Below are 25490 nucleotides of genomic sequence, written 5' to 3'. Positions count from 1 at the left end.
GGAGATCCCCGGGCCCTTTGGCTAGGCTGGCGGGATGGCTACCCCCGACTTCATTCTCAAACTCCGCGCCAAGATTGGCCACGAGCCCCTCTGGATCCCCGGCGCCCGGGCCGTCGTGTTCGACGGGGCCGGCCGGGTCCTGCTCGGCCAGCGGGCCGACAACGGCAAATGGGGCCTGATCACGGGGATTCTGGAGCCCGGGGAGGAACCGGCGACGGGCCTGCTGCGGGAAGTCCTGGAGGAGACCGGCGTCGTTGCCGCCGCCGAACGGCTCGTCTCGGTGGACGCCGTCGGGCCCACCACCTATCCGAACGGCGACGTCTGCCATTTCCTGACGCTCGTGTTCCGCTGCCGCTATGTCTCCGGGGAGGTGCGGGTCAACGACGACGAGTCCCTCGCCGTGGGCTGGTTCCGGCCTGAGGACTTTCCCGAACTGATGCCGGGGCATCTGAAGAGCATTGAACGAGCGGGGCAGGCCGACGGGGCTGCGCACTTCCAGTACTGACACCAGCACTGACTGCGCCGACTGCAGGCGGCTGACCGCCCGGCGTCGACGTCTGCGGCACGGATGCGCACGCACGGCCGGCAGGGACGCCGCATCCCCCGAGGCTGCGGCGTCCCTGGTCCTGGTTGCACCGGTGTCAGCGGTGCAGGCTGTGGATTTCGTCGTCCGCCGGCAGCTTGGCAGCGGCCGCGCCCGCAGACGGCGCGACACGGGCGTGGCGTTCGGCCTCGAGACGTTCGGCCTCCTCGCCGCCCACGGCCTCGCCGCGGGCCACCATGCCCGCGGTGTCCGAGAGCGGGATCTGCCGCAGCCTCAGCGCGAGCACCAGGGCGATCCCGAGGAACGGCAGCAGGTACCAGAACACGGGTGCCAGGGAATCGGCGTAGGCATTGACGATTGCGTCCCTGAGCTGGTCAGGGAGTTGGCTCAGCGCCTGCGGGTCCAGGGTGCGGGTGGACTGCGAGGCCTGCTCGGCGGAGGCGCCCGCCCCGGTGAACGCCCGGGCCAGCGAATCGGAGAGCCGGGCGGTGAAGATGGAACCGAAGACCGCGACGCCCAGCGAGGCGCCCACTTCACGGAAGTAGTTGTTGGTGCTCGTGGCCGTGCCGATCTGTTCGGCCGGCACGGAATTCTGCACCACCAGCACGATCACCTGCATGATCGAGCCCAGCCCCGCACCGAAAATGAACAGCTGCACGCAGATGATCCAGATCGGCGTCGCGGCGGTGAGGGTGGTCATCCACAGCATCGCTGCCATCGTGAGCGAGGCCCCGAGGATCGGGAACATCTTGTATTTGCCGGTCTTGGAAATGCGGAGGCCGGAGTAGATGGCCATGCCCATCAGGCCCACCATCATGGGCAGCAACAGCAGGCCCGACTCCGCGGCGGAGGTGCCGGAGGCCATCTGCAGGAACGTGGGGATAAACGCGATCGCGGCGAACATGCCCAGCCCAAGGGTGAAACCGATCGCGGTGGCGTTCACGAAGATCCGGTTCTTGAAAAGGCTCAGCGGGATAATCGGGTCCTCGGCCCTGCGCTCGACGAGAATGAATGCGGCGCCCGCGAGCACCATTCCGGCGCCGAAAGCCCAGGTCACCGGCGAATCCCAGCCCTCATCGTTCTTGCCGCCGAAATCGGTGAAGAGGATCAGCAAGGTGGTGGCCGCAGACAGCAGCACGACACCCAGGATGTCGATCCGCTTTTCGGCCTTCTTGCTGGGCAGGGTCAGGGTGAACCATGCAATGGCGAACGCCGCGATGCCGATCGGGATGTTGATGTAGAAGGCCCACTCCCAGGTCAGGTGGTCCACAAAGTACCCACCAAGCAGCGGACCGGCCACGGCGGACAGGCCGAAGACGGCGCCCAGCGGGCCCATGTACTTGCCCCGGTCCTTGGCCGGGACGATGTCGGCGATGATGGCCTGCGAGAGGATCATCAGCCCGCCGCCGCCCAGGCCCTGGATGGCGCGGAAGATCACGAAGCCCCAGAAATCCGTGGCAAACGCACAGCCGACCGAGGCCAGCGTGAACAGGGCAATGGCGACCAGGAACAGGTTTCGACGGCCCAGGATGTCGCCGAACTTGCCGTAGATCGGCATCACGATCGTGGTGGCCAGCAGATAGGCGGTGGTGATCCAGGCCTGGTGTTCCACGCCGCCGAGCTTGCCGACGATGGTCGGCATGGCGGTGGAGACGATCGTCTGGTCCAGGCTTGAGAGCAGCATGCCCGCGATCAGGGCGGAGAAAATGATCCAGATACGTTTCTGGGTCAGGAGCAGCGGCGCGGCTGCCGGTGCGGTGGTGACGGCGGAACTCATTGGGGTCCCTTGCTGGCGGCGGACGGGGCGGTGTCCAGTGGCTGGGAAAACAGCGCGCGGGCGGCTGCTACGTTCTCAAGCAGCATGTCCTGGTACGGGCGGGTGTTGGCATCGGAGAAGTAGGCTGCGCTCGTCTTTCGGGCGATGGCGCCCAGGAGCAGCACGGCCATCCGGACCACCGGATGGTCCGGGGGGACGTTTTCCCGGGCCGCGAGGATCCGCGCGAATTCGGCGTCGCGCTGTTCCGAGGCGCCGATGATCCGGAGCATGAGCTGCGGTTCCTTCTGGATCACGGCGATCAGCTGGCGGGTCTCTTCCTCGCTGGCGTTCATCTGTTCCGACAGGTCGAGGGAGAGGCGCACGAGGTCCGTCAGCAGGGTGGGTGAGATTACCCCGGCCGGAGAACCGGTCCCGCCCTCGATGAAGCGGCGGACCACGGCGGCCGGGAAGTCGTCGTCGACATGGCCGATGATGGCGTCTTCCTTGGTCGGGAAGTAGTTGAAGAAGGTCCGGCGGGAGATTTCGGCCCGTTCGCAGACCTCCTCCACCGTGTAGCCGTTCAGGCCACGCTCTGCTGTCAGGGACCGGGCGACGGCGGTGATCGCAGCCCGTGTTGCGGCACGTTTGCGCTCGCGGAGTCCGCCTTCGATATTTGCACTTTCATTCACAAAGTAAATATTTACACTATTCAGAAATAAGTGCAAATAGTCGACGGGCCGGGCTGTCGGTCTTTTGTCGGTGCCCCGCCATAGTCTGATTCTGTCCGGCCAGCCGCCGGGCATTGGTGGTCCGGGCGCTCCGGACCCAGAAATGGGGAAGCATGACTGACGCTGCACTGACACAGATTTACGTTCTCCTGGACCGGTCGGGGTCCATGAGTGCCATTGCCGACGACACGGTGGGCGGCTTCGCGTCCTTCGTGCGGGAGCAGCGGTCCGTGGCCGGCCGCTGCCGCCTGTCCCTTGCCCAGTTCGACGACAGCTACGAGCGGGTCTATTCCGCGGTGGACATCCAGCAGGTGCCCCCACTGGTCCTGGAGCCGCGCGGCAGCACCGCCCTGCACGATGCCATGGTCCGCCTGATCGGGGAGGCCGGCGCGGAGCTGTCCGCCCTGCCGGAGGACCAGCGACCGGGCACCGTCCTGGTGGCTGTGCTGACCGACGGCCACGAGAACGCCTCGCGCGAGGCGACGGGCCCGCTGGTGAAGGCCCTGGTGGAGCGGCAGCAGAACCAGTGGGGCTGGCAGTTCACCTATCTGGGCGCCAACCAGGACGCCGTGCTGACAGCGCACGGGCTCGGTATCCGGGCCGAGGACGCGCTGACTTACGCAGCCGGCAACGTCGATGCGGCCTTCTCCGGGCAGTCGGCCAAGACCCGCAGGCTGCGCGAAGCCCGCCTGGCCGGCGCCAGCATGGTGGAGGCCGCCGCGGCCGCGGCATACACGGCCGAGGAACGCCGCGCCGCGGGCGGAGGGGTTCCGCCAGGCTGAGCGGGGCCGGTCAGCAGGCACACAATGCGGGCGACGTCGTCGGCGAACCGCTCCAGCAGACCTTCCACGGCGTTGCGGTCCTCCGCGCTCAGGGCCGCCAGGTGCGAGAAGCGCGCGAACCACTGCTGGGCGTACTCCCGTGCAGCCGGGGTCACGGGTGCGCTGGTCGTCAGCTCGGACTGCGTGACGCCGAACCCGGCGGCCTCGATGACCGGAGTCCAGTTCGGATGGCGGTTCCACCCCTGGGCCGCCGCAGCGGCGTGGCAGCGCTGCTCCAGCAGCGCTCCGCCCGGATGGCTTAGGAAGCGGGGCAGAGCGGCGAGCTCGACGACGACCAGGACCCCACCCGGCGCCAGTGCCCGGCGGACCCCCGACAGGAGCCGCGCGGGGTGGGCGACGTGGTGGAGCGAGGACGATGCCCACACCAGGTCAACCGGCGCCTGCGTCACTCCATCCGCAGTGTTCAAGGAGCCGGCCAGCGCTGGGAAGCCCTGGTCGAGGTCGGCCTCGACCACGGCGAAGCCCTGCTCGCGCAGCAGCTCGAGCATCTGCGGGTCGTTGTCGACGCACGTCACCGCGGCGCCGGGGAAACGCCCGCGCAGCAGCCGACTGCCCGCGCCGGTGCCGGCACCGAGGTCAACGACGCTGCGTGCGGCTGGCATCCCGGTCAAGTCCAGGACAGCTGCGAGGTGGTCGCCGAAGACCTCGGCATCGAGGTCGAGGACGCGGTGCTGGTCATGACTGCCGGATCGCTGGTGGGGCTGGTGGTCGTGGTCACGCGTCCAGTGGGGCTGGTGATCCATGCTGGTCAGCTTTCTACGGTGGTCGCAGGGCCCATGTCGGCGGCCTTTTGCCCATCATCAAGGCCATGGCGTCGGTGGCCAAGCACGATCTCAGCGACGGCTGCTTCCGAGGCAGCCGAGAAGGGGCCGAAGTGCCCGTCAACGGCCCACCGGGTTTCCTCTTCGATGAGGTCGGCGTTGATCCCTGCCCCGGTCATGACACCCTCGGCCGCCGCGGTGATCACCTGAGCCATCAAGTTGGAGACGTTGCCCGCCGCATACACGCCCCGGACGGCCGTCGCCCCCATAGTGTCGGTCTCGACAAACCGTCCGGCGCCCGAGGGGTGTACCTGGGGACTTAGTCCGAGTGATTCCAGAAGCGCGGACCTGGCCTCCATCCGGGTTCCGACAGCCAGGGCCTGTACGCCGAACGAGCGGCCCTGGCGGAGCGTGAGCCCCGTGAGGACACCATCGACAGCGTCAATAGAAGCCACGGCGCCGTCAACGACCGTTACGGACCGGGCCGCGAGTTTTTCCCACTCCTCGCCGGTCGGTTCCACGGTGTCGTTGAGGAAGAGGGTGATATCCCCGGACCACTGCCTGAATAACAGTGCCTGATGGACGGACAGCGCGCCTGTGCCCAGCACTCCAATCCGTTGCCCGCGGATTTCCCAGCCATGGCAGTAGGGGCAGTGCACAACGCCCTTTCCCCATTGCTCCCGCAGCCCGTCGATGAGAGGCAGCTCGTCCGTCAAGCCGGTGGTGACGAGGAGGCGTCTGCCGGAGAACCGGCGGGCATCGCCCAGAATCACCTCGAATCCATCGGGGGTTCGCCGTGCCGAAACGGCTTCGCCGCCAATGACCGTTCCTCCGTAAGAGAGCACTTCACTGCGTCCGATGGAGAGGAGTTCCCGGGGGTTCATGCCGTCCCTCGAAAGATAACCATGCACACCCGCCGCGGGGGCGTTCCGTGGAGTTCCGGAATCGATGACCAGCACCGAGCGCAGCGCCCGGCCCAGCGTTAGGGCAGCGCTGAGTCCCGCCGCGCCGCCGCCAACAATTACAACGTCATACCGTGTGGTGTCCATGCTCATTTGTCCTTCGTCGCATCCTGAAAGTCCGCCGGCAGCGTCCTCTGGCCGTTACACCAGCTTCCATCGCATGCGCGATAATTGACAAACATGATTGCTGTTATGGCAAACTGTGGGGTATGACAACTGAGCTTGACGATGTTCTCGGGGCTGTCGGTCCCCGGCTTCGGGCACTCCGTACGGAACGGAACCTCACCCTCGGAGATGTGTCCTCCGCATCCGGAGTATCGGTTAGCACCCTGTCCCGGCTGGAATCCGGCCAACGCAGGCCAAACCTCGAAATCCTGCTGCCCCTCGCGAGGCTGTACGGCGTTCCCCTCGATGATCTGGTCGGTGCGCCGCCGACCGGGGATCCGAGAATTCACCTGCGGCCCATCACCCATGGCGGCATGACGGCTGTTCCTCTCACGCGCCGCCCAGGCGGATTACAGGCCTTCAAGATGGTGCTCGCCGGTGATGCCCGCGGGGCAGAGCCCGACCCGCGCGTTCACGAGGGCTACGAATGGCTATACATCCTCAACGGACGACTGCGTCTGGTGCTGGGCGACAAGGACTTTGAACTCCGTGCTGGCGAAGCCGCGGAATTCGACACCCACACACCGCACTGGTTCGCCAGCGCTGACGGCAGACCCGTCGAGTTCATCAGTCTGTTTGGGCAGCAGGGCGAGCGGATGCACGTACGCGCGCGGCCCAAGCCCTCATAGCCGGGAGATCCGATGGGTTCCGTCCCGGATACCTGCCCGTAAATCCTTACAGACGACGGCGGCCGGCGCCTTTCGCTGGAAAGGTGCCGGCCGACGTCGGACGCTGCCGTCCCCGAGGGGCGAGGCGGGGGTGGGTGCTAGGCCTTGTGCGGCGGACGCGTCATGGACATAACGTCCAGGGCGGTGTCCAGCTGCTCTTCGGTCAGTTCGCCGCGCTCCAGGAAGCCCATCGCGACGACGGTTTCGCGGATGGTCAGGCCCTCGGCGACGGCCTTCTTGGCGATCTTCGCGGCGTTTTCGTAGCCGATGAACTTGTTCAGCGGGGTGACGATCGACGGGGAAGCCTCGGCGAGGAAGCGGGCGCGCTCGACGTTGGCGGTGATGCCGTCGATCATCTTGTCCGCCATGACGCGGCTGGTGTTGGCCAGCAGGCGCACGGATTCGAGCAGGTTGGCGGCCATCACGGGGATGCCGACGTTGAGCTCGAACGCGCCGTTGGTGCCGGACCAGGCGATGGTGGTGTCGTTGCCGATGACCTGGGCGCAGACCATGATCGAGGCTTCGCAGATCACCGGGTTGACCTTGCCGGGCATGATCGAGGAGCCCGGCTGCAGGTCGGGGATTGCGATTTCGCCGAGGCCGGTGTTGGGGCCGGAGCCCATCCAGCGCAGGTCGTTGTTGATCTTCATGAAGGAGATCGCAATGTTGCGCAGCTGGCTGGAGGCTTCGATCAGGCCGTCACGGTTGGCCTGGGCCTCGAAGTGGTCGCGGGCCTCGGTCAGCGGCAGGCCGGTGTCGGCCGCGAGCAGTTCGATGACGCGCTCCGGGAAACCGGCGGGGGTGTTGATGCCGGTACCGACGGCGGTGCCGCCGAGCGGCACCTCGGCGACGCGGGGGAGCGAGGCGTTGATGCGCTCGACGCCGTAGCGGACCTGGGCGGCGTAGCCGCCGAACTCCTGGCCCAGGGTCACCGGCGTGGCGTCCATCAGGTGGGTTCGGCCGGACTTGACGACGTCCTTGAACTCGACGGCCTTGCGTTCCAGCGAGTCGGCAAGGTAACCCAGCGCGGGGATCAGGTCGTTGATCAGCGCGGAGGTGGCGGCGACGTGGACGGAGGTCGGGAACACGTCGTTGGAGGACTGTGAGGCGTTGACGTGGTCGTTCGGGTGGACCACCTTGTCGCTGCCGGCAGCCTTGAGGGCGCGGGTGGCGAGCTCGGCGATGACCTCGTTGGTGTTCATGTTGGAGGACGTGCCCGAGCCGGTCTGGAAGACGTCGATCGGGAAGTCGCCGTCGTACTTGCCGGTGGCGACCTCGTCGGCAGCGTCGGCGATCGCCTGGGCGAGCTCGCCGTCGAGCACTCCCAGTTCGGCGTTGGCCTGGGCTGCGGCCTTCTTGACCCGGGCGAGGGCCTCGATGTGGGTGCGTTCCAGGGTTTTGCCTGAGATCGGGAAGTTTTCGACCGCACGCTGCGTCTGGGCACGGTAGAGGGCGTTCACGGGGACGCGGACCTCGCCCATCGTGTCGTGTTCAATGCGGAACTCTTCGGTGTTCAACTCTTCTGTGGAAGTCATGGGGCTAGCTTATTGGGCGGAGGCGTTGCATCGAAAACCGTGAAGGGCTTGCTACTTGGCCGCTTCGGGGACCTAGAGCTTGCCGATTCCGGAAACGAGGTCCGCCCGGCCGTCGGACAGGCTGTAGGCAAGACCGATCACGGCGGCCCGGCCGCTCTCCACAGCCTCGGAAATCACCCGTGAGCTGTCCACGAGCCGCTGTGAGGTCTGTTTGACGTTCTCGACCACCATTTCGTTGACCTCGTGCTGGTTGTTGCGCAGCGAGGTCAATACTGAGGGGGTGATGCGTTCCACGAGGCTGCGCATGAAGCCGACGGGCATCTGTCCGGTCTCCACCGCTTTTTTGGTGGCCGTGACCGCGCCGCAGCTGTCGTGTCCCAGGACGACGATCAGCGGTACCGAGAGGACGCTGACGCTGTATTCGAGCGAGCCGAGAACGGCGTCGTCGATCACCTGTCCCGCAGTGCGGACTACGAAGGCGTCCCCCAGGCCCAGGTCGAAAATGATTTCAGCGGCCAGCCGGGAATCCGAGCAGCCGAAGATCACCGCGAAGGGGTGCTGGTTCTCCACCAGGGAGGACCGGCGCGAGGCGTCCTGGTTGGGATGGGACGACTCGCCGGAGACAAAGCGTTCGTTGCCCTCGCGGAGACGGCGCCAGGCAAGGGCGGGAGTGAGATAAGTGGCCACGGCCTTTACCTTACGGTGATGGGGCGGGGGAGGGTGAAACTGTTGCTGCGGCGCTGCCCGGGGGTGCGGCGCTGCCCGCGACGCCGGGGCGGCTCTCGAGGTCCTTGACGACGGCGGCTGCCAGCGACGTGAATTCGTCCAGCTGCGCGGATCCGGTCAGGATGACGGTGGAGCCGCCGGCGTCGAGAAGCACCATGCTCTTCTCGCCTTTGCCGGTATCGCGGAGTTCCCAGTCGCGTCCGCCGGCGCTGCGGGTGCCGGTGACGGGGGCGCTCTTCACCTGCTGCAGCAGCCAGGTCGGGTTGGACTGCCGGGTCTGCACCAGGGCGATGAAGGACTCCTTGGGGGTCAGGTAGCCGACCTCCCAGGTCGGGACGCCGCTGCCGGTTCCGGACTCCCAGCGCGCGTAGTTTGCGCGGAATGTGTCGGAAGTATCAGGCGCGGCCGGTGTGAATCCCGCCACACCGGCAGCGTTCTGCGCCACCTCGCTGACATTGATGTCCGGCCGATAGCCATCCGTCTTGGGCGCCGGGTTCATCAGGACGACCGGCAGGAAAGCGGCGATGCTCACGACCAGGGCGATGATCATGCCGATCACCGACGCGTTGGCCCGCTTGGCCGCCCCGGCGGTCAGGACGGGCTTGACGGGCGGCTGGCCGGGCGCGGCGGGCGTGTCCTGGCCGGCGGCGCCGGCCGGGGACGCTGGGGCTGCGGGGGGCGTTTCCTGCAATTCACTCACCCCTCTATAGTCGCCCATTCCGGGCTGATCTCACATTCGGAGGTGCCGGGCGGCACGGCCCCGGCCGGGGCGGCACGTTTCACGGACTGGTCATTTTCAGGCGCATCTTTCCACCGCGACTATGATCAGGTGTAGACGAGATCACAACCAGACGAATCGCCGCGACGGATCGACCTGTCCGTTCGGCTTCAATGATCGCCACTCGAAGAAGAGGTTCACGTGACATCAGCGCCAATGACCCAGAAGTACTCCACGCTTTCCCCGTCCCTTGCCGTCGGCATCGACGAGCCGGACCGCAACCTTGCTCTGGAACTGGTCCGCGTCACCGAAGCCGCCGCCATCGCCGGCGGCCACTGGGTCGGTTTCGGGGATAAGAACAAGGCCGACGGCGCCGCCGTCGACGCCATGCGCTCTTTCCTTCAGACCGTCCACTTCAACGGTGTTGTTGTCATCGGTGAAGGTGAAAAAGACGAAGCGCCGATGCTCTTCAACGGCGAGAACGTCGGCGACGGCACCGGCGCCGAATGCGACGTCGCCGTCGACCCGATCGATGGAACGCGCCTGGCTGCCCTCGGTATCAACAACGCCCTCGCCGTCCTCGCTGTCGCCGAGCGCGGTTCCATGTTCGACCCCTCCGCGGTGTTCTACATGGAGAAGCTCGTCACCGGCCCGGAAGCTGCCGACATGGTCGACCTGCGCCTGCCGGTCAAGCAGAACCTGCACCTGATCGCCAAGGCCAAGGGCGTCAAGGTCAACCAGCTCAACGTCATGATCCTGGACCGGGACCGCCACCGTGGGCTCGTGGAGGAAATCCGCGAAGCCGGTGCCCGCACCAAATTCATCATGGACGGCGACGTCGCCGGCGCCATCGCTGCCGCTCGCGCGGGCACCGGAGTTGACGCCCTGATGGGCATCGGCGGAACCCCGGAAGGCATCGTCTCGGCCTGCGCCATCAAGTCCCTCGGTGGTGTGATCCAGGGCCGGCTGTGGCCGACCAGCGACGAGGAGAAGCAGAAGGCGATCGACGCCGGCCACGACCTGGACCGGGTGCTGTCCACCAACGACCTCGTCTCCAGCGACAACTGCTACTTCGCAGCCACCGGCATCACCGACGGCGACCTGCTCAAGGGCGTGCGTTACTCCAAGGACAAGGTCCTCACCCAGTCCATCGTGATGCGCTCGAAGTCCGGAACCATCCGGTTCGTTGATGGCGAGCACCAGGCCAGCAAGTGGGAGGGCTACGCCCGCAAGAGCTAGCACCTGCCGCAACAGAACACCCGGATCCCGGGGCGCGTTTCGCGCCCCGGGATCCGCCGTTTCCGGGCGGGCCGGGAGGCCGCGGGCTGCCGGCATTGGGTAGGGTGGAACCCATGACATGGCTCGTAACAGGTGGCGCAGGATATATCGGTTCTCACGTGGTTTCCGCTTTGCGCGGAGCCGGGATGCAGGCGGTGGTGGTCGACTCGCTCTCGAGCGGGCACCGCGAATTCGTCCCGGAGGAGGTGCCGTTCGTGCACGGCACGATCCTCGACTCCGAGCTCGTGGCGCGCACCATGCTGGACCACGCCGTCACCGGAGTGATCCACCTCGCCGGCTTCAAATACGCCGGGGTGTCCGTGCAGGAACCGCTGCTCACCTACGAGCAGAACGTCACCGGCACGGCGGAACTGCTCAAGGCAATGGAACTCGCCGAGGTGGACAAGCTGGTCTTCTCCTCCTCCGCGGCCACCTACGGCACGCCCACCGGGGACATCGTCACCGAAGACACCCCGACGCAGCCGGAATCCCCCTACGGGGAGAGCAAACTGATTGGCGAATGGCTGATCCGGGACCAGGGCCGGGCCAGGGGACTGAAACACACCTCGCTGCGCTACTTCAACGTCGTCGGCTCCGGCGCACCCGAGCTGTACGACACGAGCCCGCACAACCTCTTCCCGATCGTGCTCCGTGCGCTGACAGCAGGCAAGACCCCGCGCATCAACGGGATCGACTACAACACCGCCGACGGCACCTGCGTGCGCGACTACGTGCACGTGGCCGACCTTGCCACGTCCCATGTGGCGGCGGCGCGTGCCCTGGCCGCCGGGACGCCGCTGGAACGGGTCTACAACCTCGGGTCAGGCGACGGGCTCTCCGTCCGGCAGATCATGACGGCGATGGCCAAGGTTACCGGCATCGACTTCGAGCCGGAGATCGGCCCCCGCCGGGCCGGCGACCCGGACCGGATCGTGGCCGACGGCGCCCTCGCCGCGCGCGATCTGGACTGGAAGATGCGGCACTCCGTGGAGGACATGGTCGCCAGCGCCTACGAAGCACAGAAACGCGCAGCCGCCGGCACGATTTAGCCGGCTCCGCTGCGCCACCCCCGGGGGGACATGCCCAGTGCTCAGGCCCCTGGAGCTGTGCAGCCACCGGGGGACATGTCCCGTGGTCAGGCCCAGGAATGGGCATAGGGGGGCTATGTCCACGCGCCAGGGCCGGGGTGGGGCATGTCCCGTGGAGGCGGGCCCGAGGAATGTCCCACCACCGGGGGACATGTCCGGTGCTCGCGCCCAGGGATGGACATAGTGGGCCTATTTCCACGCGCCAGGGCCGGGGTGGGGCATGTCCCGTGGGGTTCGACGGGTCTGCGGGCGGGCGGGGTGGAACTAGCGGCGGAGGGTGCTCCGCAGCCGGGCGGGCAGTTTCCGGGCCATCACGACGGCGGCGCGGGCGGCCTGGGCGGCCTTCCGGGCCAGCTGGTAGGCGTTGTAGCGCACCGCCCGCACCGGCAGGTCCCAGGTTCCGGGGTAGGTGACCTCGCGCCCGCCGAAGGACTTTTTGAAGGCCGTGAACCCTGCCCACTTATGATCGGGCTGGTCCGCCGGTGCCACCCCCCACAGGTCCACGTGCTCCAGGCCTTTGTCCTTGGCATCGGCCATCAACGTGACCAGCAGGGGAATTCCGGCGCTGAGCTTGCGGTGCGCGTCGTCCAGGGCGGCGTGGGCGTAGGTGCGGGTGTCCGCGGAGTCGTAGGCCAGGGCGGCGGCAATCGGCTCGCCCTCGAGCTCGGCGATGAAGAGCGTCGCGGCGCCGGCGGGCATCAGCGAGCGGGCGACCTGCGTCAGGTATTCGTCGCTCTGCGGCTTGAACCCGTTGCGCGCCGCCGTCAGATGCAGGAACGTCAGCAGCACCGGGATCTCGGCCGGGTCCTGGCTGGCCCGGAACGTCACACCCTTCTTGTGGATGTTCCGGTACAGGTTGCGGTTCACCGGCTTCATATCCGCGAGGACATCCTTGAAGTCCCGGTCCAGATCCACGATCCAGCTCAGTTCGGGCTGCTGGTTGGCCGGGGCCGGGTGCAGCCCGCGCGGGCGCAGCACAGCATCGGCGTCCGCGGCGGTGAAGCCGGGGTCGACGGGTTCAATCCGGACAAACACGGCCCCGCAGCTGCGCGCCAGCTCGGTCAGGGCCGCCAGGGCTGCGTCGAACGCGGCGAGCGAATCGGCTACCGGGCCGTAGGGTGCGTAGAGGAGCTTCCCGGCCGGGTTGCTTTCCTCGATGGCCAGAAAGCTCCAGCCGGGCCCGGAGCGTTCATGCACAGTCCGGCCCAGTCCGCGCTGGAATTCCGCCCACGGGGGGCTCTGCAGGAAGTGGTCCACGGTCTCAGGCTTCCAGTCCGGTGGTGACGGCGAAGGCCAGGGCCGTCCCGGTGGCACCGGACGGCGCGTGGGCGTTCACCGGCGCCTCGGCGGCGGGCAGGAAGGCACTCGCGCCGCGGCCCAGGCGCAGCTCGCCCTTGGGGGAGTCGAGGATCAGGGATCCTGACACGACGATGATTACCGCGGCTCCGGCCTGTGCCAGCGGAACGGGCTCCGCGCCGGGCGCCAGCTCGACGCGCTGCAGCTGGAACTCGCGGAACGGGGGCCGGAAGACTTCCTGACCCAGCATCGTGGTCACGGCCGGGAGCATCGGCACACCGGCGGGCTCGAAGACGATGGTGCGGAGCAGCTCGGGCACGTCCACGAATTTCGGGGTCAGGCCGCCGCGCAGCACATTGTCCGAGGAGGCCATCACCTCGATGCCGAGGCCGTGCAGGTAGGCGTGGACATTTCCGGCCGGCAGGTAGACGGCCTCGCCGGGCGCCAGCGAGACGCGGTTGAGCAGCAGTGAAATCAGCACGCCCGGATCGCCCGGGTAGCGTGCATTCAGGTTGACGACGGTGGAGAGCTCGGCCTGGTACGGCGCCATCGGGGCACCGGAAACCAGTGCGGCCACAATCGCGGCCGTCGCCTCCGTCACGCCGTCGCCGCCGGCGATCAGCCGCTCGAAGGCTGAGCGCAGGGCCACCTGCTCCCCGGGCTGGGCCAGATCCTGCAGCAGCAGCGGAACCAGTGGCGGAAGCTCCAGGCCGGCGAGCTCAAAGTCCGCGGCCAGCAGCTGGAAGACCGCGCGCGCGTCCGCCGCTGGCCGGAAGCCGCAGAGCGCCTCGAACGGGGTCAGCGCGAGGATCATCTCCGGCTTGTGGTTGTCGTCCTTGTAGTTCCGCCCCGCGGCGGCGCGGTCGACTCCGGCGGCCTCCTCGCGGGCGAACCCCGCCCGGGCCTGCTCGAGCGTCGGATGCACCTGCAGGGAGAGGGGGCTCTCGGCGGCCAGCACCTTGAGCAGGAACGGCAGCCGGGGACCGAATTCGGCCACGCTGTCGCTGCCCAGATGGTGCTCCGGGTCGTCCGCGATCAGCGCGTCCAGGGCCCGGCGTCCGCCGTCGTCCGCGACCGCAGCGTGCGCACCGGGCGATCCGGTACCGCCCGGGCTGAGCGCCACCGACGGTGAGTCCGGGTGCGCGCCGACCCACAGCTCCGCCTCGGGGCCGCCGGAAGCCTCCCTGCCGAGGAGCCCGGCAATGGCAGTCGTGGAGCCCCAGGCATAGGGCCGGAGGACATTCTCAAGTTCGTACACGGCCGGGGGTGTCCCTTATCTGTTCAGGAATTCTGGGGCGGAAAGAGTGGGTGCTGGGGCTAGAGCGGCATGCACTGGCCGTTGGTGGCAACCAGATCGCGGATCGACTGTTCATCGCCGTCGAGCTTGAACTGGTTCAGCATCTCCTCGGTGATCGGCTCGCCGTCCGGCGTCGTGGTCACCGGGGTGAAGTCCGACGGCGACGGGACGGGCTGGGTGCCGGGCTCGATCCGCGGCGCCGCGCCGGCCGCCGAGAGCGGTCCGGGCGCCGCGTCCTGTTGCCGGATGCCGTCGTCGAGCCCGGCGCCGTTGGAGGCGCCCGCCGCGGCGGCCGGCGCGAGCAGGGCGTCGACCTTCCGGTGGATCTCGTCGAAGTCCGGGACCGTCGAGAAGGATACGTCGAAGTCGGGCGGACCGATGGTCAGCCGGCTCATGTCCTGGCCCTTCGCCTTCATCGCGAGGTCCACAAAGCTGCCGAGCTGGCCGGCGGAGATGTTGGAGTCAACCACCTTGGTGCCGGCCTTGACGATGTCCTCGAACTTGGAAAGCAGGGTGGCCGGGTCCAGTTGCTTGAGCATCGCCTGCTGGACGCACTGCTGGCGGGCGATGCGGGCGTAGTCGTCCACGAATTCGCGCGAGCGGCCGTACCAGAGGGCGTGGTAGCCGTCGAGCGTATTGTCGCCCGCCGGGATCCAGCCCAGCGGCATACCGTGGATGCCGTTGGCCTCGTCAACGGTCTCGCCGCTGATCGGTACCCAGCCGCCGGCCTTGATCTTGATACCGCCCATGGCATCGATGAGCTTGGCGAAGCCGTCCATGTCCACCAGCACGTAGGCCTGGACCTTGATGCCCAGCGTTCCGGACACCGCCTCCAGGGTGGCCTGCGCCCCTGGGTCCGCGACCCCGGGGTACAGGTCCTGGTGTTCGTTCGTGACCTCGGTGTTGATGGCGTTGATGAGGCATTCGTTGCCGCAGTCGTAGCCGTCAGGGTAGATGGTGCGCATCGGGGAGTCCTCGCTGAACTGCGCGTTCTGCAGGTTGCGCGGCACCGAAATGATGGCGGTCTTGCCGGTCTTGGCATCCACGCTGATCACCGAGAGGCTGTCCGGGCGGCGGCCGGTGCGGTCCGCTCCCGCGTCGCCGCCCATCATCAGGAAGTTGTACCGGCCCTCCGAGGGTTCCATCGACGGTCCGCTGGAGAAGATGTTGCTGATGGCGTCGCGGCTGACGTTAAGCAGGTACGCGGCGTACCCGAGCGACCCGCTGCTGAGCACCATCGCCAGCACCAGTGCGCCGACGACGGCGGGGCGCACCTTGGGGGCCAGCAGTACCGGTCGGATCAGCCGCAGGGTGTTGATGAACAGGGCCGCCCAGCCGATGGCCAGCGCGGCCAGGACGATGATCAGCAGGAGCGAGGTGAGCGGGCCGGTGAGCAGGTTGATCAGCGTCGACCGGGATGCCACCAGGAGCACCACGGCCAGGACCGCCAGCAGCCAGACCGTCAGGGTGACGCGCAGCGCCATTCGTCCGAGCCGCCGGTTTCCGGCGACAATCTGGGCGCTGCCGGGCACGAGCAGGGTCAGCAGGATAAGCAGGAAGGCACGCTTGGTCAGGACCGGGGCGGCTGCTCCCGAGGGATAACGCACGGGATCCGTGAGGGACGGCGCGGCCGTTGGGTTCCGGGGCCCGTGCTCGCGGGAGGGGGCGTAACTGTTGGTCATCTGGCGATCCTTAACGGCTGCCCCGGGTGACGACGTTTGCGTCGGCGAACACTTCGCTCACCTTGTGCCGCAGGCTCACACCCTTCCGGGTGGCGACGTCATTGAGTTCCTGGGCGAAATCGAGCAGGTCGGCGCGGAGCCGGGCAGCCAGCGGATCGGTGCCCGAGGCCAGCATCCGGACCGCCAGCAGTCCGGCGTTCCGGGCCCCGCCGATGGAAACGGTCGCGACCGGAACCCCGGCAGGCATCTGGACGATGGACAGCAGGGAGTCCATGCCGTCGAGGGTCTTCAGCGGCACCGGCACGCCGATGACGGGCAGCGGGGTGACGGAGGCGAGCATGCCCGGCAGGTGCGCTGCGCCGCCGGCGCCGGCGATGATGACACGCAGCCCGCGGCCGTGGGCCGTTTGGCCGTAGCTGATCATTTCAAGCGGCATCCGGTGTGCGGAGACGACGTCGGCCTCGAACGGGATCCCGAATTCGGCCAGGGCCTCGGCGGCGGCCTCCATCACGGGCCAGTCGGAGTCCGAGCCCATCACGAGTCCGACGATCGGGGCGTCGGCGTCCTGCGCTGCCGTGGCCCCGATGTCCGTGGCCTGTTTTGTGCTGCTGCGGCTGCTGCTCGCGTTCATGAGGTCTCCTCGAGGGCTGCCGCTCCGGTGCCGGACGGTGTCCGTCCGTTCCGGATGATGTTGGCGACGGTGGTGGCGCGTTCCCGGACGGAGCCGACGTCGGTCACGGAACCGCCAACGAGGTTGACGTGTCCGATCTTCCGGCCCGGCCGGACGGCCTTGCCGTAACAGTGGACCTTCGCCGCGGGTTCGCTGGCCAGGGCTGCGGGATAGGCGGAGAACAGGTTCTGGTTCTCGCCGCCCAGGAAGTTCTTCATCACCACGACGGGGCCCAGCAGGTCCGTCGCCCCGAGGGGCAGGTTGAGGATAGCCCGGAGGTGCTGCTCGAACTGGCTCGTCACCGAGCCGTCCTGGGTCCAGTGGCCGGTATTGTGCGGACGCATGGCGAGTTCGTTGATCAGGAAGCCGGTGCCCACCCCCGGGGTTTCGAACAATTCCACCGCCATGACACCGGTGACGCCGAGTTCGCCGGCGATCCGGAGGGCGGCGTTCTCGGCCGCTGCCGCAACTTCCAGCGGGATGTCCAGGGCCGGGGCGATGACTTCGTCGCAGACGCCATTGACCTGGATGGTGTGGACCACGGGCCAGGCCCGCGCCTCGCCGTCCGGGGTCCGCGCCACCAGGGCGGAGAGTTCGCGGCTGAATTCCACTTTGGCCTCCGCCAGCAGCGGCGACATCGCCTCGAACCAGCCCGCGGTGTCCGCCGCGTCCGCCGCGGAGTCCACGATCCGCACGCCCTTGCCGTCGTAGCCGCCGCGCGGTGTCTTCAGCACGACCGGCCAGCCGATGTCCTCGCCGAACGCGACCAGCCCGGCGACGTCGTCGACGGCGGCCCAGCGCGGATTGGGCAGTTCGAGCCGATCGATGGCCGCCCGCATCACCAGCTTGTCCTGGGCGTTGACCAGCGCGTCCGGTCCGGGGTGGACGTTGACGCCGGCCCGCTGCAGGGCGCGGAGATGCTCGGTCGGGACGTGCTCATGGTCGAACGTCAGGACATCCAGGCCGCGGGAAAACTCAAGCAGATGATCCAGATCGGTGTAATCACCGACCGGGGCATTGGCCACGGCCGCGACGGCTGAAACGTCCTCACCTTCGGCAAGGACGCGGAGCTCGAAGCCCAGGGCAGTGGCCGCAGGGGCCATCATTCGGGCGAGCTGGCCGCCGCCAACCACACCGATCACAGGAAAAGTCACAAGGACCAGCCTACCGAAAACCTCGCAGTATCCCGGCTTTTGGACGTCCCGGTGCGGGTCCGAAGGGGTCGGCGCGTGCTGGTTCCCGGGAATCGGCGCTAAAATTGGACGTTGGCCCAATGGCCGAAAAATCAAGAAGGCCACGGAGGGTCATGATTACTACACTTACCGAGCGCTTGCGCGGGCTCGCTTCGCTCTTCTGGCGCGAAGTGGCCAAGTTCGGGGCGGTGGGCGGTGTTGCGTTCATCATTGACAACGGATTCACGTATTACCTGATGCACGGCCCGATGACCGACAGCGAAGCCAAGGCACGGTTCGTGGGGGCCAGCATCGCCACGGTCTTCTCCTGGATCGCGAACCGCTTCTGGACCTTCCGGCACCGACGCCAGGACAATGTGCTCCGGGAATTCGCGATGTTCATCCTGATCAACGGCATCGGCATCGGAATCTCCACCGGTTTCACCGCTCTGGCCAAGTACAGCCTCGGCGTCACGGACAAGAACATGCTGTTCGCCGCCGGTGTGGTGGGCATCCTTGTGGCCACGGTCGTGCGCTTCTTCGCCTACCGGTTCCTTGTCTTCAACAAGGAACTCGATGAAGAGCCCGAGTTCTCCCATGACCACGAGATCATCGAGCGGCATCCGCACACCCACCCCGGCCCCGTTGTCGGGAGCCCCGCCGGGACCCACACTGTTGAGAGCCGCTCCGTTGAGACCCGCACTGAAGAAAGTCGCTCGGTCGAGAGCCGCGCTGTTGAGAGCCGCTCCGTCCCGGATCCGGACCGGCCGGGTCCGTCCGCTTAGCGGTTCCGCCAACGTTCCGCCAACTCCGGGCCACGTCCCCGGGGCAGCGCTCAGCTGCCGTTGATGCGCTCGTCCGCGAGCAGCTTCTGTGTCACCGAGACGGCGGCGTGCACCAGCACAACGGATCCGCCGCCCGTCCAGGCGCCCAGTGCCTGGGCGAGGGCGGGCTCGAGTCCGTCGCCGGCCGGAACCAGCAGCCGCACGCCGTCGCCGGGCGCCGCGGCGAAGCCGTTTAGCAGATCGCCATGGGTGTGCGCGGTCCCCGCGGCGTCCAGCAGCGCCCTCCGTGACGGTTCCGGATCCACATGCGGCATAAAAACGTCACCGTGGGAGCGCACTTCCGCGGCATAATCCACGACCCCGGTGGGCAGCTCACCCGGCCAGCGCATGGCCAGGGCCGGCAGCGCCACGGCCAGGACAGCGTCGAACGCCCCTTGCGCGGCACCCCGGCCGGGATCGCCGGTGGCCAGCAGCTCCGCTTCGGTGTCGTCGAAGACGACCTCCATGCCGAGCTGCCAGGCGGCGAGGGCCAGGATCAGCGACTTCCAGTGGGCCGGCAGGTCCAGCCGCAACCGGGTTCCGGGTTCGGCGTCGAGCTCGTCCTGCAGCAGGTTGCTGGTCTTGGCCACCCAGTTGTCCAGCACCCGTCCGGAGAGCTCCACCCGCTCGGAATCGGGTCCGTACCAGGTGAGCCGGGGGGAAGTGGACTGTCCGGACCGCAGGGCTGTCATCAGTTCGATTGCCGGGATGCTCATGGGTTCATCTTGTCACGGGGCAGCCGGTGTGATCTCCGTCATAGGCCCGCCCGGAGCGGCCGGCGCGGATCGTCGGCCGGGTTGGGAACTTCCCCGTGGATTCAACAAAAACTTCTCCGAAGTGCTCAGTACCCTGATTATTCCGCGGGTTCTCCGGGTCCGGGACGAAAAATCCCGGGCGTGGCGTGCCCCGGATTCGGCACTTAAGTTGATTATTATCCCGCCGTGGCTTGACTCCCGGATACTTACACACGTGTAATTAGGTATCGAAAGCCAATGCGCAGAAACCGGCACACAACCGAGTGTCCAAGGGTCAGTCAAAGGCTGCAAAATCAGAGAGGAAACGCCAATGGGGCTAGCAGAGCGTATCCATGAAGAGGCCGTCGTTGCTGGACAGGCCACGGCCAAATACCGTTCACGCGGGGTGCCGAGCGACTGGTATGTAGATCCGGCCGACCCGGACGCAGCAGAACGCTTCAACGAACACACCAAGGACTCACTGCAGGACCAGGCGACCGCTTTCCTCGCGGCCCACGACGAACTTCTGTCCGGTCCGGACCAGGAAAACGATCTTCACGACCCGCCGATGGAGCTGCAGACGCTCCATTCGGGTACCACCACGCAGCCGGTATGGATCGGGCTGCCCTTCCAGCAGGACTTCGACGATGAAGGCGAGCTGGGCTGGCAGACGGACGCCCTGTGTGCACAGACTGACCCGGAGGCATTCTTCCCCGAGAAGGGTGGCTCCACCCGCGACGCCAAGAAGGTCTGCGGGGCGTGCAACGTGCGGTCGCAGTGCCTCGAATACGCCCTGTCGAATGACGAGCGTTTCGGAATCTGGGGTGGCCTCTCCGAGCGCGAGCGGCGCCGGCTTAGGAAGCGAGCGATCTAATTCTTCAGGAAGTACGAGTCACCGCCGTCGTGGTTTCCCACGACGGCGGTGATTTTCTCCCCAGGACCCTCGCTGCACTGGCGGCTCAGCACCGGCAACCGGACACCTGCATCGGGGTTGACACGGGTTCCCGTGACAATTCCGCGTCGCTGCTCGAACAGGCCTTCGGCACAGCCAACGTCACCGTCTTCGACCAGACCCGCAGCGGGATGGGCGGCGCTGTGCAGGCCGGCCTCAATGCCCTCGCCCCCTGGGGCGACGGCGGCATCCCGGGCAGCGGCGCTGCTGCCGGACCCGCCCGGGAATGGATCTGGCTGCTGCACGACGACGCCGCGCCCGCCCCCGAAGCACTCGCCGAGCTGCTTCAGGCCGTGGAACGCGCGCCGTCGGTCACCGTGGCCGGCTGCAAGCAGCTGGACTGGCATTCCGGGCGCCGGCTGATCGACGTCGGGCTCTCCACGAGCCGCTGGGCCGAGCGGCTGACCCTCATCGAGGCCGACGAACTCGACCAGGGACAATACGACGGACGGAGCGACATCTTCGCCGTCAACTCTGCCGGCATGCTTGTCCGTCGTGACGTCTGGGAGGAGCTCCGCGGTTTCGACCCGGCCCTGCCGGGCAGCGGCGACGACGTTGACTTCTGCTGGCGGAACCGGCTGGCCGGCCACCGTGTCGTGGTGGTCCCCGGAGCCCGGATGTTCCACGTCCCGCACCGTCCGCACGCGCTGGGCAACGCAACAGCGGCCCGGAGGGCCCAGGTGCACCTGCGGCTCAAGCACGCCCCCGCCTGGAGCGTCCCGCTGCACGCGGCCGGCGCCCTGCTGGGCAGCATCTTCAAGCTGGTCCTGAGCATTGCCGTGAAAGATCCGGGGCACGGCTTCTCGCAGCTGCTGGCAACCTTTGGCGCGCTTGGGCGTCCCGTGGCCGTGGCCCGGGGGCGGCGGAGCGCCGCCCGGACGCGCCGCATCCGGCGGTCCGTCATCAAGGGGCTGCAGACCCCGCGGCGGGAGGTCTGGGCCCACCGCCGGTCCCTGATGGAAGCCCTCGGGGCGGACGACTCCGGGGACAGCCTGCCCGGCAACGACGCTCTGGCCGACCAGCCCACCGGCGACTCGGCCGACGATTTCGCCGCCCTCACCACCTCCGAGCGGGGCTGGGTAGGCAACGGCGCGCTCCTCGCCATTCTGCTTACCGCGGTGGCCTCCCTGATCGGGCTGCTGAACCTGGTGGGCGCCGAAGCTGTCTCCGGCGGCGCAACGATTCCGGCCTCACTGGGGCTGGGGGAGATCTGGAACCATGCCTCGAGCTGGTGGATCACCCTCGGGGCGGGCCTTCCCGGCCACGGCGACCCCTTCGGCTACGTGCTGTGGGTGCTCGGTGTGCTCGGTGCCGGGAACGCCAACGGCGCGCTCGGCTGGCTGCTGATCCTGGCCATGCCCCTCTCCGCCCTCGGCGCGTGGTTCGCCGCCGGGGCGCTGACGCAGCGCCGGCTGCTGCGCCTGACCGCCGCGTTCGTCTGGGCCGGTGCGCCCGCCCTGCAGGTGGCGCTCAACCAGGGCCGTGTCGGTGCGTTGCTGGTCCACGTCGTGATGCCGCTGCTGGTGCTCGCCCTGCTGCGGGCCACCGGAACCGCCGCCGGACGCGGGCGCTACGCCATTCCTGCCCCCGGGGAACGCCGCTTCACCGCGGAGCCCCCGGTTAAGCCCGGCGTCAACGGCACACCCTCCTGGACCGCTGCCGCGGCGGCCGGCCTCGCCCTCGCCGTTGTGACCGCGGCGGCGCCCTCGCTGCTGCCCCCCGCCGTCGTCCTCGTGGCCCTGTGCGGGACACTCCTGGGCCGCCGCGGCCGCACCGTCTGGTGGGCGCTGCTGCCCAGCCTTGCGCTGTTCGTTCCCTTCCTGGCCTCCACTCTTGACCGGCCCCGCGCCCTGCTCGCAGACCCCGGCCTGCCGCTGGGCTTTGACGCCGCACCGCTGTGGCAGCAGGCCCTGGGACAGCCGCTGCGCTTCGCGGCCGACGGCGGCCTCACCGGCCTGCCGGTGTTTGGTGCGGACACGGCGGTGCCCTGGGCGCTGCTGCTGGCCCTGCTGGTCGGACTGCCGGTCCTGCTCCTGGCGGCAGTTGCACTGTTCCTGCCCGGCCGGCCGCCACGGACTGCCCGTGCCCTCTGGGCCGCGGCACTGCTGCTGCTGGCGGGCGGCTGGCTCAGCAGCCGGGTCGCCACCGGGGTCAGTGCCAACGTCCTGGTCACTCCCTTCACCGGACCCGCAGTGTCGGCCGCGGCCTTCGCCATCCTGGCAGCGGCCCTGATCGGGGCCGCTGGCCTGCTGGACTCCGCCGACCGGGCATCCGCAGCAACGATGGGCCGCAGAATCCTGCTCCGCGGCACCGCCGTCACCGCCGTGATCCTCCTGCTTTCCGGGCCGCTTGCCGGACTGACCGTCTGGGCCGCGCACAACATCCTGCAGCCGGCCGCCCCGGCCGCCGCGCCTGTCACCGAAGCAGCCGGTACCGCAGTGACCGGCACCGAACCTTCCGCGACCGATGCTGCTGGCACCGGTTCCTTAGGTGCCCGGAAACTTGTGCAGCCGGTCGAAGCCCGGACCCTCCCGGCCACCGCCATCGACCGCGGTGAGGGGCCGGAACAGGCCCGCACCCTCGTCATCGCCACCGGCGACAACGGAACCTTTGACGCCGCGCTGATGCGCGGCGCCGGGACCACCCTGGATGCCATGTCCACCATTGCCGCCGCCCGGCCAATCATGGGCGGGCCGGGGGAGGAGACAGTCCGTAACGATGACGCCGTCGTGGCAACCCTGCGCAGCGTCGTGGCCACCATCGTGGCCGGCCAGGGCGTTGATCCCCGCACCGAGCTTGAGCGTCTCGGCGTCGGGTTCGTGGTCCTGCGGACCGCCGACACGGCGGCGCAGCTGACAGCGAGCCGGATGGACGCAGTCCCCGGGCTCGTCGCCGTCGGCAAGACCGACGTCGGCTGGCTCTGGCGGATCAGCCCGCTGAACCAGCCGGTCATCCAGGCCGCCGACGTCGCGCACCGCGTCCGGATCGTCGACGGCGCGGGCGCCACCGTCGGACTCGTCCCGTCGCAGGCGGTCTCCGCCGATGCCGCGGTGCCCGCCGGACCGGACGGACGGCTCGTTGTGCTCGCCGAACGCGCCGATCCGGGCTGGAGCGCTTGGCTCGACGGCCGCCGCCTCACCGCCACCACCTCCGGCTGGGCTCAGGCCTTCACCCTGCCCGCGGAGGGCGGACAGCTCAGCCTGCGGTACGAAGCGCCCTGGGCCATCTGGGCAGGCCTTGCGCAGGCCGTCATCATAGGCCTGACCGCCCTGCTTGCCATCCCCATGCCTGCCCGCCGGCCCAACACCGGCCTCTCCCGGGACGAAGGCTCCCTGCGTAAGGAACATCAACATGCCTAGGGACGACACCCCCGCCAACGACCCCGCCGACGCCCTGCCCGGCGACGACGCAGACGCCCTGCCCGGCGGCACCGCCGCGCCCGGCGACGCAGCCGCGCCCGGTGACGCAGCCGCGGAACTGCCGCCGCGTCCGGCGTCCCATCCGCGGGCCCGGCGGCTTGCCGGGGTCCTTGCCGCCGTCGTCCTCGTCGCGGCCGGGGGCGGACTCGTGTCCGCCACCGCCCTCACCCCGCAGGGACCCGGCAGCAGCCGTCCCATCGCAGCCCCGCTGGCGGCTGTCCCCGCGGGCAGCAGCGTCGGCGTCTGCCCGGGACCGGCCCGGCTGCTCGAAGGTTCCCCTGTGGGCACCGATCCGCAGTTCAGCCCGGAGTCCGCCTCCGCCCGGAGCGATGTCACCGCGCTCGTGCTGGGCTCCTCTGCAGGGGTCCTGCCCGGCAGCAGGCTGGCCGCGCTCACCGGCGGCACCCTGGTCGACATTGCCCCGGCCGCACCCGCCTCCGAGAGCCCCGGCACCGCCGCCGCACCCGCAAACGCCGCCCCGAAGGCAGGCGTGGTCTCCCAGCGGGGCGTCGACGCCGTAACGGTCCTGAGCGCCGATGCGGAGGCGGACCGCCAGGCTTCCGCAGCGGCAGTTCTGCACTACCAGGCCGAGGACGGGGACCTGCGTGGTTCGGCCGCCGCAGCCTGCCAGCAGCCCGGCAACGACCTGTGGCTCGTCGGTGCGAATACCGCACTCGGCCGGACAGCCGTGCTGAACCTCAGCAACGCCTCCAGCAGCCCGGCCACGGTCAGCCTCGAACTCTTCGGGGCCGAGGGACAGATCCAGGCCCCCGGCAGCCGCGGGCTCCTCGTCGCGCCCGGCAGCACCCGCTCCGTCATCCTGGCTGGCCTCGCCCCCGGACAGGAGCGGCTCAGCGTCCGGGTGCGCAGCGCCGGCGGGCCGGTCGCCGCGGTCATCCAGCAGAGTGTGCTGCGTGGCCTGACCCCCGGCGGAGTCGAGTTCATCGCCCCTGCCGCGGCTCCGGCCCTCCGCCAGGTGATCACCGGCGTCGACACCCAGGATCCGTCCCCGCTGGCTGACCTCACCGGGCAATCCGGCTTCGGCGACGCCGGACCGGCCCTGCAGATCACCGTGCCCGGGCCCGCGGACGCCGTCGTCGCGATCAAGCTGTACGGACGGGACGGCGAGAAGGCCCTGCCCGGCGGCGGTGTGGTCACGGCGAAGGCAGGATCCGTTACCCAGGTCCCCCTCGACGGCGTGCCGGCCGGCCTCTACACCGTGGGCGTCAGTTCGGACGTTTCCCTCACCGCCGCGGCCCGCGTGACGCGCGGGCTCAAGGCCGACGAGGCCTCCGACTTCGCCTGGTCGGCCGCTTCGGCGAGGCTGGGCAGCCAGCACGTTGTTCCGGTCCCCGGCTCGGGGGACCGCTACCTTGTTTTCGGTGCACCCGAGGGCCGGACCACTATTTCCTACACGCCGATCACGGCCGACGGCAAAGTCCGCGCGGCCGCGGCCGCCGACATCGCAGGCGGCACCACAGCCTCCATCAAGGTGCCGGGCGACGTCGAGGGCTCACCGCTCGTCGGCTACCTCGTGTCCGCCGCCGGGGATCCCGCGTACGGCGCGGTCCTGCTGCAGCAGGACGGCAGGTCCGACGTCGCGACCATGGCGATTGCCCCCGGGGCAGCGGGCCAGGAGCAGGTCCCGGTCACGCTCGGCTACTGACGCAGCC

Annotated in this window: 21 protein-coding genes and 1 pseudogene; 9 read left to right on the top strand and 13 right to left on the bottom strand. The window is 68.7% G+C overall.

Annotated elements, in window-relative coordinates; all coding sequences use genetic code 11:
* Nucleotides 1-34 precede the first annotated feature (34 nt).
* Nucleotides 35-505 carry an NUDIX hydrolase gene (locus AC50X9_RS04420; protein ID WP_494890636.1) on the top strand — a complete coding sequence of 157 codons (471 nt, stop codon included), beginning with the start codon at nucleotides 35-37 and terminating at the stop codon, nucleotides 503-505.
* A gap of 136 nt (nucleotides 506-641) precedes the next feature.
* Here the strand turns inward: AC50X9_RS04420 and AC50X9_RS04415 are convergent, their stop codons facing one another.
* Together AC50X9_RS04415 and AC50X9_RS04410 are read right to left on the bottom strand one after the other, a co-directional pair.
* Nucleotides 642-2321: an MDR family MFS transporter gene (locus tag AC50X9_RS04415; protein WP_494890634.1), complete on the bottom strand. Its 1680-nt coding sequence runs from the start codon at nucleotides 2319-2321 to the stop codon at nucleotides 642-644.
* Entirely contained in the window at nucleotides 2318-2989 is a 672-nt protein-coding gene (locus AC50X9_RS04410) for a TetR/AcrR family transcriptional regulator (protein ID WP_494890632.1), read from the bottom strand. The genes AC50X9_RS04415 and AC50X9_RS04410 overlap by 4 nt, the downstream gene beginning before the upstream one ends.
* A gap of 152 nt (nucleotides 2990-3141) precedes the next feature.
* On the opposite strand from AC50X9_RS04410, the gene AC50X9_RS04405 reads away from it, so the two are divergent.
* On the top strand, nucleotides 3142-3810 hold the full coding sequence (locus tag AC50X9_RS04405) for a VWA domain-containing protein (RefSeq protein WP_494890630.1): 669 nt from the start codon (nucleotides 3142-3144) through the stop codon (nucleotides 3808-3810).
* A 203-nt stretch (nucleotides 3811-4013) separates the two neighbouring features.
* Here the strand turns inward: AC50X9_RS04405 and AC50X9_RS04400 are convergent.
* Both AC50X9_RS04400 and AC50X9_RS04395 read right to left on the bottom strand, forming a co-directional pair.
* Nucleotides 4014-4613 (bottom strand): annotated as a pseudogene (locus AC50X9_RS04400) (class I SAM-dependent methyltransferase); the annotation flags it as partial.
* Between the two features lie 5 nt (nucleotides 4614-4618).
* Nucleotides 4619-5680, bottom strand: a complete 1062-nt coding sequence (locus AC50X9_RS04395; RefSeq protein WP_494890628.1) for an NAD(P)/FAD-dependent oxidoreductase — start codon at nucleotides 5678-5680, stop codon at nucleotides 4619-4621.
* A 122-nt stretch (nucleotides 5681-5802) separates the two neighbouring features.
* On the opposite strand from AC50X9_RS04395, the gene AC50X9_RS04390 reads away from it, so the two are divergent.
* A complete protein-coding gene (locus AC50X9_RS04390) occupies nucleotides 5803-6387 on the top strand; it encodes a helix-turn-helix domain-containing protein (RefSeq protein WP_494890626.1) in 585 nt (194 codons plus the stop codon).
* 137 nt (nucleotides 6388-6524) lie between these two features.
* Here the strand turns inward: AC50X9_RS04390 and AC50X9_RS04385 are convergent, their stop codons facing one another.
* The 3 genes from AC50X9_RS04385 to AC50X9_RS04375 form a co-directional block, all read right to left on the bottom strand.
* Nucleotides 6525-7961, bottom strand: coding sequence for a class II fumarate hydratase (locus AC50X9_RS04385; RefSeq protein ID WP_310050371.1), 1437 nt, complete (start codon nucleotides 7959-7961; stop codon nucleotides 6525-6527).
* Nucleotides 7962-8033: 72 nt separating this feature from the next.
* Nucleotides 8034-8648 (bottom strand): carbonic anhydrase, encoded by a 615-nt coding sequence (locus tag AC50X9_RS04380; RefSeq protein ID WP_494890623.1) that lies wholly within the window; start codon nucleotides 8646-8648, stop codon nucleotides 8034-8036.
* Nucleotides 8649-8658: 10 nt separating this feature from the next.
* A complete protein-coding gene (locus tag AC50X9_RS04375) occupies nucleotides 8659-9387 on the bottom strand; it encodes a DUF4245 domain-containing protein (protein ID WP_494890621.1) in 729 nt (242 codons plus the stop codon).
* A gap of 234 nt (nucleotides 9388-9621) precedes the next feature.
* On the opposite strand from AC50X9_RS04375, the gene glpX reads away from it, so the two are divergent.
* Together glpX and galE are read left to right on the top strand one after the other, a co-directional pair.
* Complete coding sequence (glpX, locus tag AC50X9_RS04370) at nucleotides 9622-10644, top strand: class II fructose-bisphosphatase (protein WP_494890737.1); 1023 nt, start codon at nucleotides 9622-9624, stop codon at nucleotides 10642-10644.
* 113 nt (nucleotides 10645-10757) lie between these two features.
* Nucleotides 10758-11732 (top strand): UDP-glucose 4-epimerase GalE, encoded by a 975-nt coding sequence (gene galE, locus AC50X9_RS04365; protein WP_494890619.1) that lies wholly within the window; start codon nucleotides 10758-10760, stop codon nucleotides 11730-11732.
* Nucleotides 11733-12035: 303 nt separating this feature from the next.
* Here galE and AC50X9_RS04360 read toward each other — a convergent pair whose 3' ends face one another.
* From AC50X9_RS04360 to AC50X9_RS04340, 5 genes are all read right to left on the bottom strand, one after another.
* A complete protein-coding gene (locus AC50X9_RS04360; protein ID WP_494890617.1) occupies nucleotides 12036-13028 on the bottom strand; it encodes a lipid II:glycine glycyltransferase FemX in 993 nt (330 codons plus the stop codon).
* A gap of 4 nt (nucleotides 13029-13032) precedes the next feature.
* Entirely contained in the window at nucleotides 13033-14325 is a 1293-nt protein-coding gene (gene manA, locus AC50X9_RS04355) for a mannose-6-phosphate isomerase, class I (protein WP_494890615.1), read from the bottom strand.
* Between the two features lie 59 nt (nucleotides 14326-14384).
* Complete coding sequence (locus AC50X9_RS04350) at nucleotides 14385-16046, bottom strand: LCP family protein (RefSeq protein ID WP_494890613.1); 1662 nt, start codon at nucleotides 16044-16046, stop codon at nucleotides 14385-14387.
* A 10-nt stretch (nucleotides 16047-16056) separates the two neighbouring features.
* Nucleotides 16057-16581 carry a 5-(carboxyamino)imidazole ribonucleotide mutase gene (gene purE, locus AC50X9_RS04345; RefSeq protein WP_494890735.1) on the bottom strand — a complete coding sequence of 175 codons (525 nt, stop codon included), beginning with the start codon at nucleotides 16579-16581 and terminating at the stop codon, nucleotides 16057-16059.
* A gap of 92 nt (nucleotides 16582-16673) precedes the next feature.
* Nucleotides 16674-17870 (bottom strand): 5-(carboxyamino)imidazole ribonucleotide synthase, encoded by a 1197-nt coding sequence (locus AC50X9_RS04340; protein WP_494890611.1) that lies wholly within the window; start codon nucleotides 17868-17870, stop codon nucleotides 16674-16676.
* A gap of 152 nt (nucleotides 17871-18022) precedes the next feature.
* Here AC50X9_RS04340 and AC50X9_RS04335 point away from each other — a divergent pair, with 152 nt between their 5' ends.
* Complete coding sequence (locus AC50X9_RS04335) at nucleotides 18023-18673, top strand: GtrA family protein (RefSeq protein WP_494890609.1); 651 nt, start codon at nucleotides 18023-18025, stop codon at nucleotides 18671-18673.
* A 50-nt stretch (nucleotides 18674-18723) separates the two neighbouring features.
* Here the strand turns inward: AC50X9_RS04335 and AC50X9_RS04330 are convergent, their stop codons facing one another.
* Nucleotides 18724-19428: a TIGR03089 family protein gene (locus AC50X9_RS04330; RefSeq protein ID WP_494890607.1), complete on the bottom strand. Its 705-nt coding sequence runs from the start codon at nucleotides 19426-19428 to the stop codon at nucleotides 18724-18726.
* Nucleotides 19429-19777: 349 nt separating this feature from the next.
* Between AC50X9_RS04330 and AC50X9_RS04325 the strand changes: the two genes are divergently transcribed.
* Genes AC50X9_RS04325 through AC50X9_RS04315 form a run of 3 tightly spaced genes read left to right on the top strand, consistent with a single transcriptional unit; the run spans nucleotide 19778 to nucleotide 25483 of the window.
* Nucleotides 19778-20320: a WhiB family transcriptional regulator gene (locus tag AC50X9_RS04325; protein WP_494890605.1), complete on the top strand. Its 543-nt coding sequence runs from the start codon at nucleotides 19778-19780 to the stop codon at nucleotides 20318-20320.
* 29 nt (nucleotides 20321-20349) lie between these two features.
* The gene (locus AC50X9_RS04320; protein ID WP_494890603.1) at nucleotides 20350-23757 is read left to right on the top strand and encodes a glycosyltransferase family 2 protein; all 3408 of its coding nucleotides are present in this window, start codon (nucleotides 20350-20352) and stop codon (nucleotides 23755-23757) included.
* A complete protein-coding gene (locus AC50X9_RS04315) occupies nucleotides 23750-25483 on the top strand; it encodes a DUF5719 family protein (RefSeq protein WP_494890601.1) in 1734 nt (577 codons plus the stop codon). Before AC50X9_RS04320 ends, AC50X9_RS04315 begins: the two co-directional genes overlap by 8 nt.
* Nucleotides 25484-25490: the final 7 nt, after the last annotated feature.

This window comes from Pseudarthrobacter sp. HLT1-3 (assembly GCF_059383535.1).
This window is presented reverse-complemented; position numbering and strand designations above follow the sequence as displayed.

What these genes read in the sequence shown, in the direction of transcription:
- AC50X9_RS04420 (WP_494890636.1), top strand. Translation starts at nt 35, where the DNA reads ATGGCTACCCCCGACTTCATTCTCAAACTCCGCGCCAAGATTGGCCAC.
- AC50X9_RS04415 (WP_494890634.1), bottom strand. Translation starts at nt 2,321, where the DNA reads ATGAGTTCCGCCGTCACCACCGCACCGGCAGCCGCGCCGCTGCTCCTG.
- AC50X9_RS04405 (WP_494890630.1), top strand. Translation starts at nt 3,142, where the DNA reads ATGACTGACGCTGCACTGACACAGATTTACGTTCTCCTGGACCGGTCG.
- AC50X9_RS04395 (WP_494890628.1), bottom strand. Translation starts at nt 5,680, where the DNA reads ATGGACACCACACGGTATGACGTTGTAATTGTTGGCGGCGGCGCGGCG.
- AC50X9_RS04390 (WP_494890626.1), top strand. Translation starts at nt 5,803, where the DNA reads ATGACAACTGAGCTTGACGATGTTCTCGGGGCTGTCGGTCCCCGGCTT.
- AC50X9_RS04385 (WP_310050371.1), bottom strand. Translation starts at nt 7,961, where the DNA reads ATGACTTCCACAGAAGAGTTGAACACCGAAGAGTTCCGCATTGAACAC.
- glpX (WP_494890737.1), top strand. Translation starts at nt 9,622, where the DNA reads ATGACCCAGAAGTACTCCACGCTTTCCCCGTCCCTTGCCGTCGGCATC.
- galE (WP_494890619.1), top strand. Translation starts at nt 10,758, where the DNA reads ATGACATGGCTCGTAACAGGTGGCGCAGGATATATCGGTTCTCACGTG.
- AC50X9_RS04350 (WP_494890613.1), bottom strand. Translation starts at nt 16,046, where the DNA reads ATGACCAACAGTTACGCCCCCTCCCGCGAGCACGGGCCCCGGAACCCA.
- purE (WP_494890735.1), bottom strand. Translation starts at nt 16,581, where the DNA reads ATGGGCTCGGACTCCGACTGGCCCGTGATGGAGGCCGCCGCCGAGGCC.
- AC50X9_RS04335 (WP_494890609.1), top strand. Translation starts at nt 18,023, where the DNA reads ATGATTACTACACTTACCGAGCGCTTGCGCGGGCTCGCTTCGCTCTTC.
- AC50X9_RS04330 (WP_494890607.1), bottom strand. Translation starts at nt 19,428, where the DNA reads ATGAGCATCCCGGCAATCGAACTGATGACAGCCCTGCGGTCCGGACAG.
- AC50X9_RS04325 (WP_494890605.1), top strand. Translation starts at nt 19,778, where the DNA reads ATGGGGCTAGCAGAGCGTATCCATGAAGAGGCCGTCGTTGCTGGACAG.
- AC50X9_RS04315 (WP_494890601.1), top strand. Translation starts at nt 23,750, where the DNA reads ATGCCTAGGGACGACACCCCCGCCAACGACCCCGCCGACGCCCTGCCC.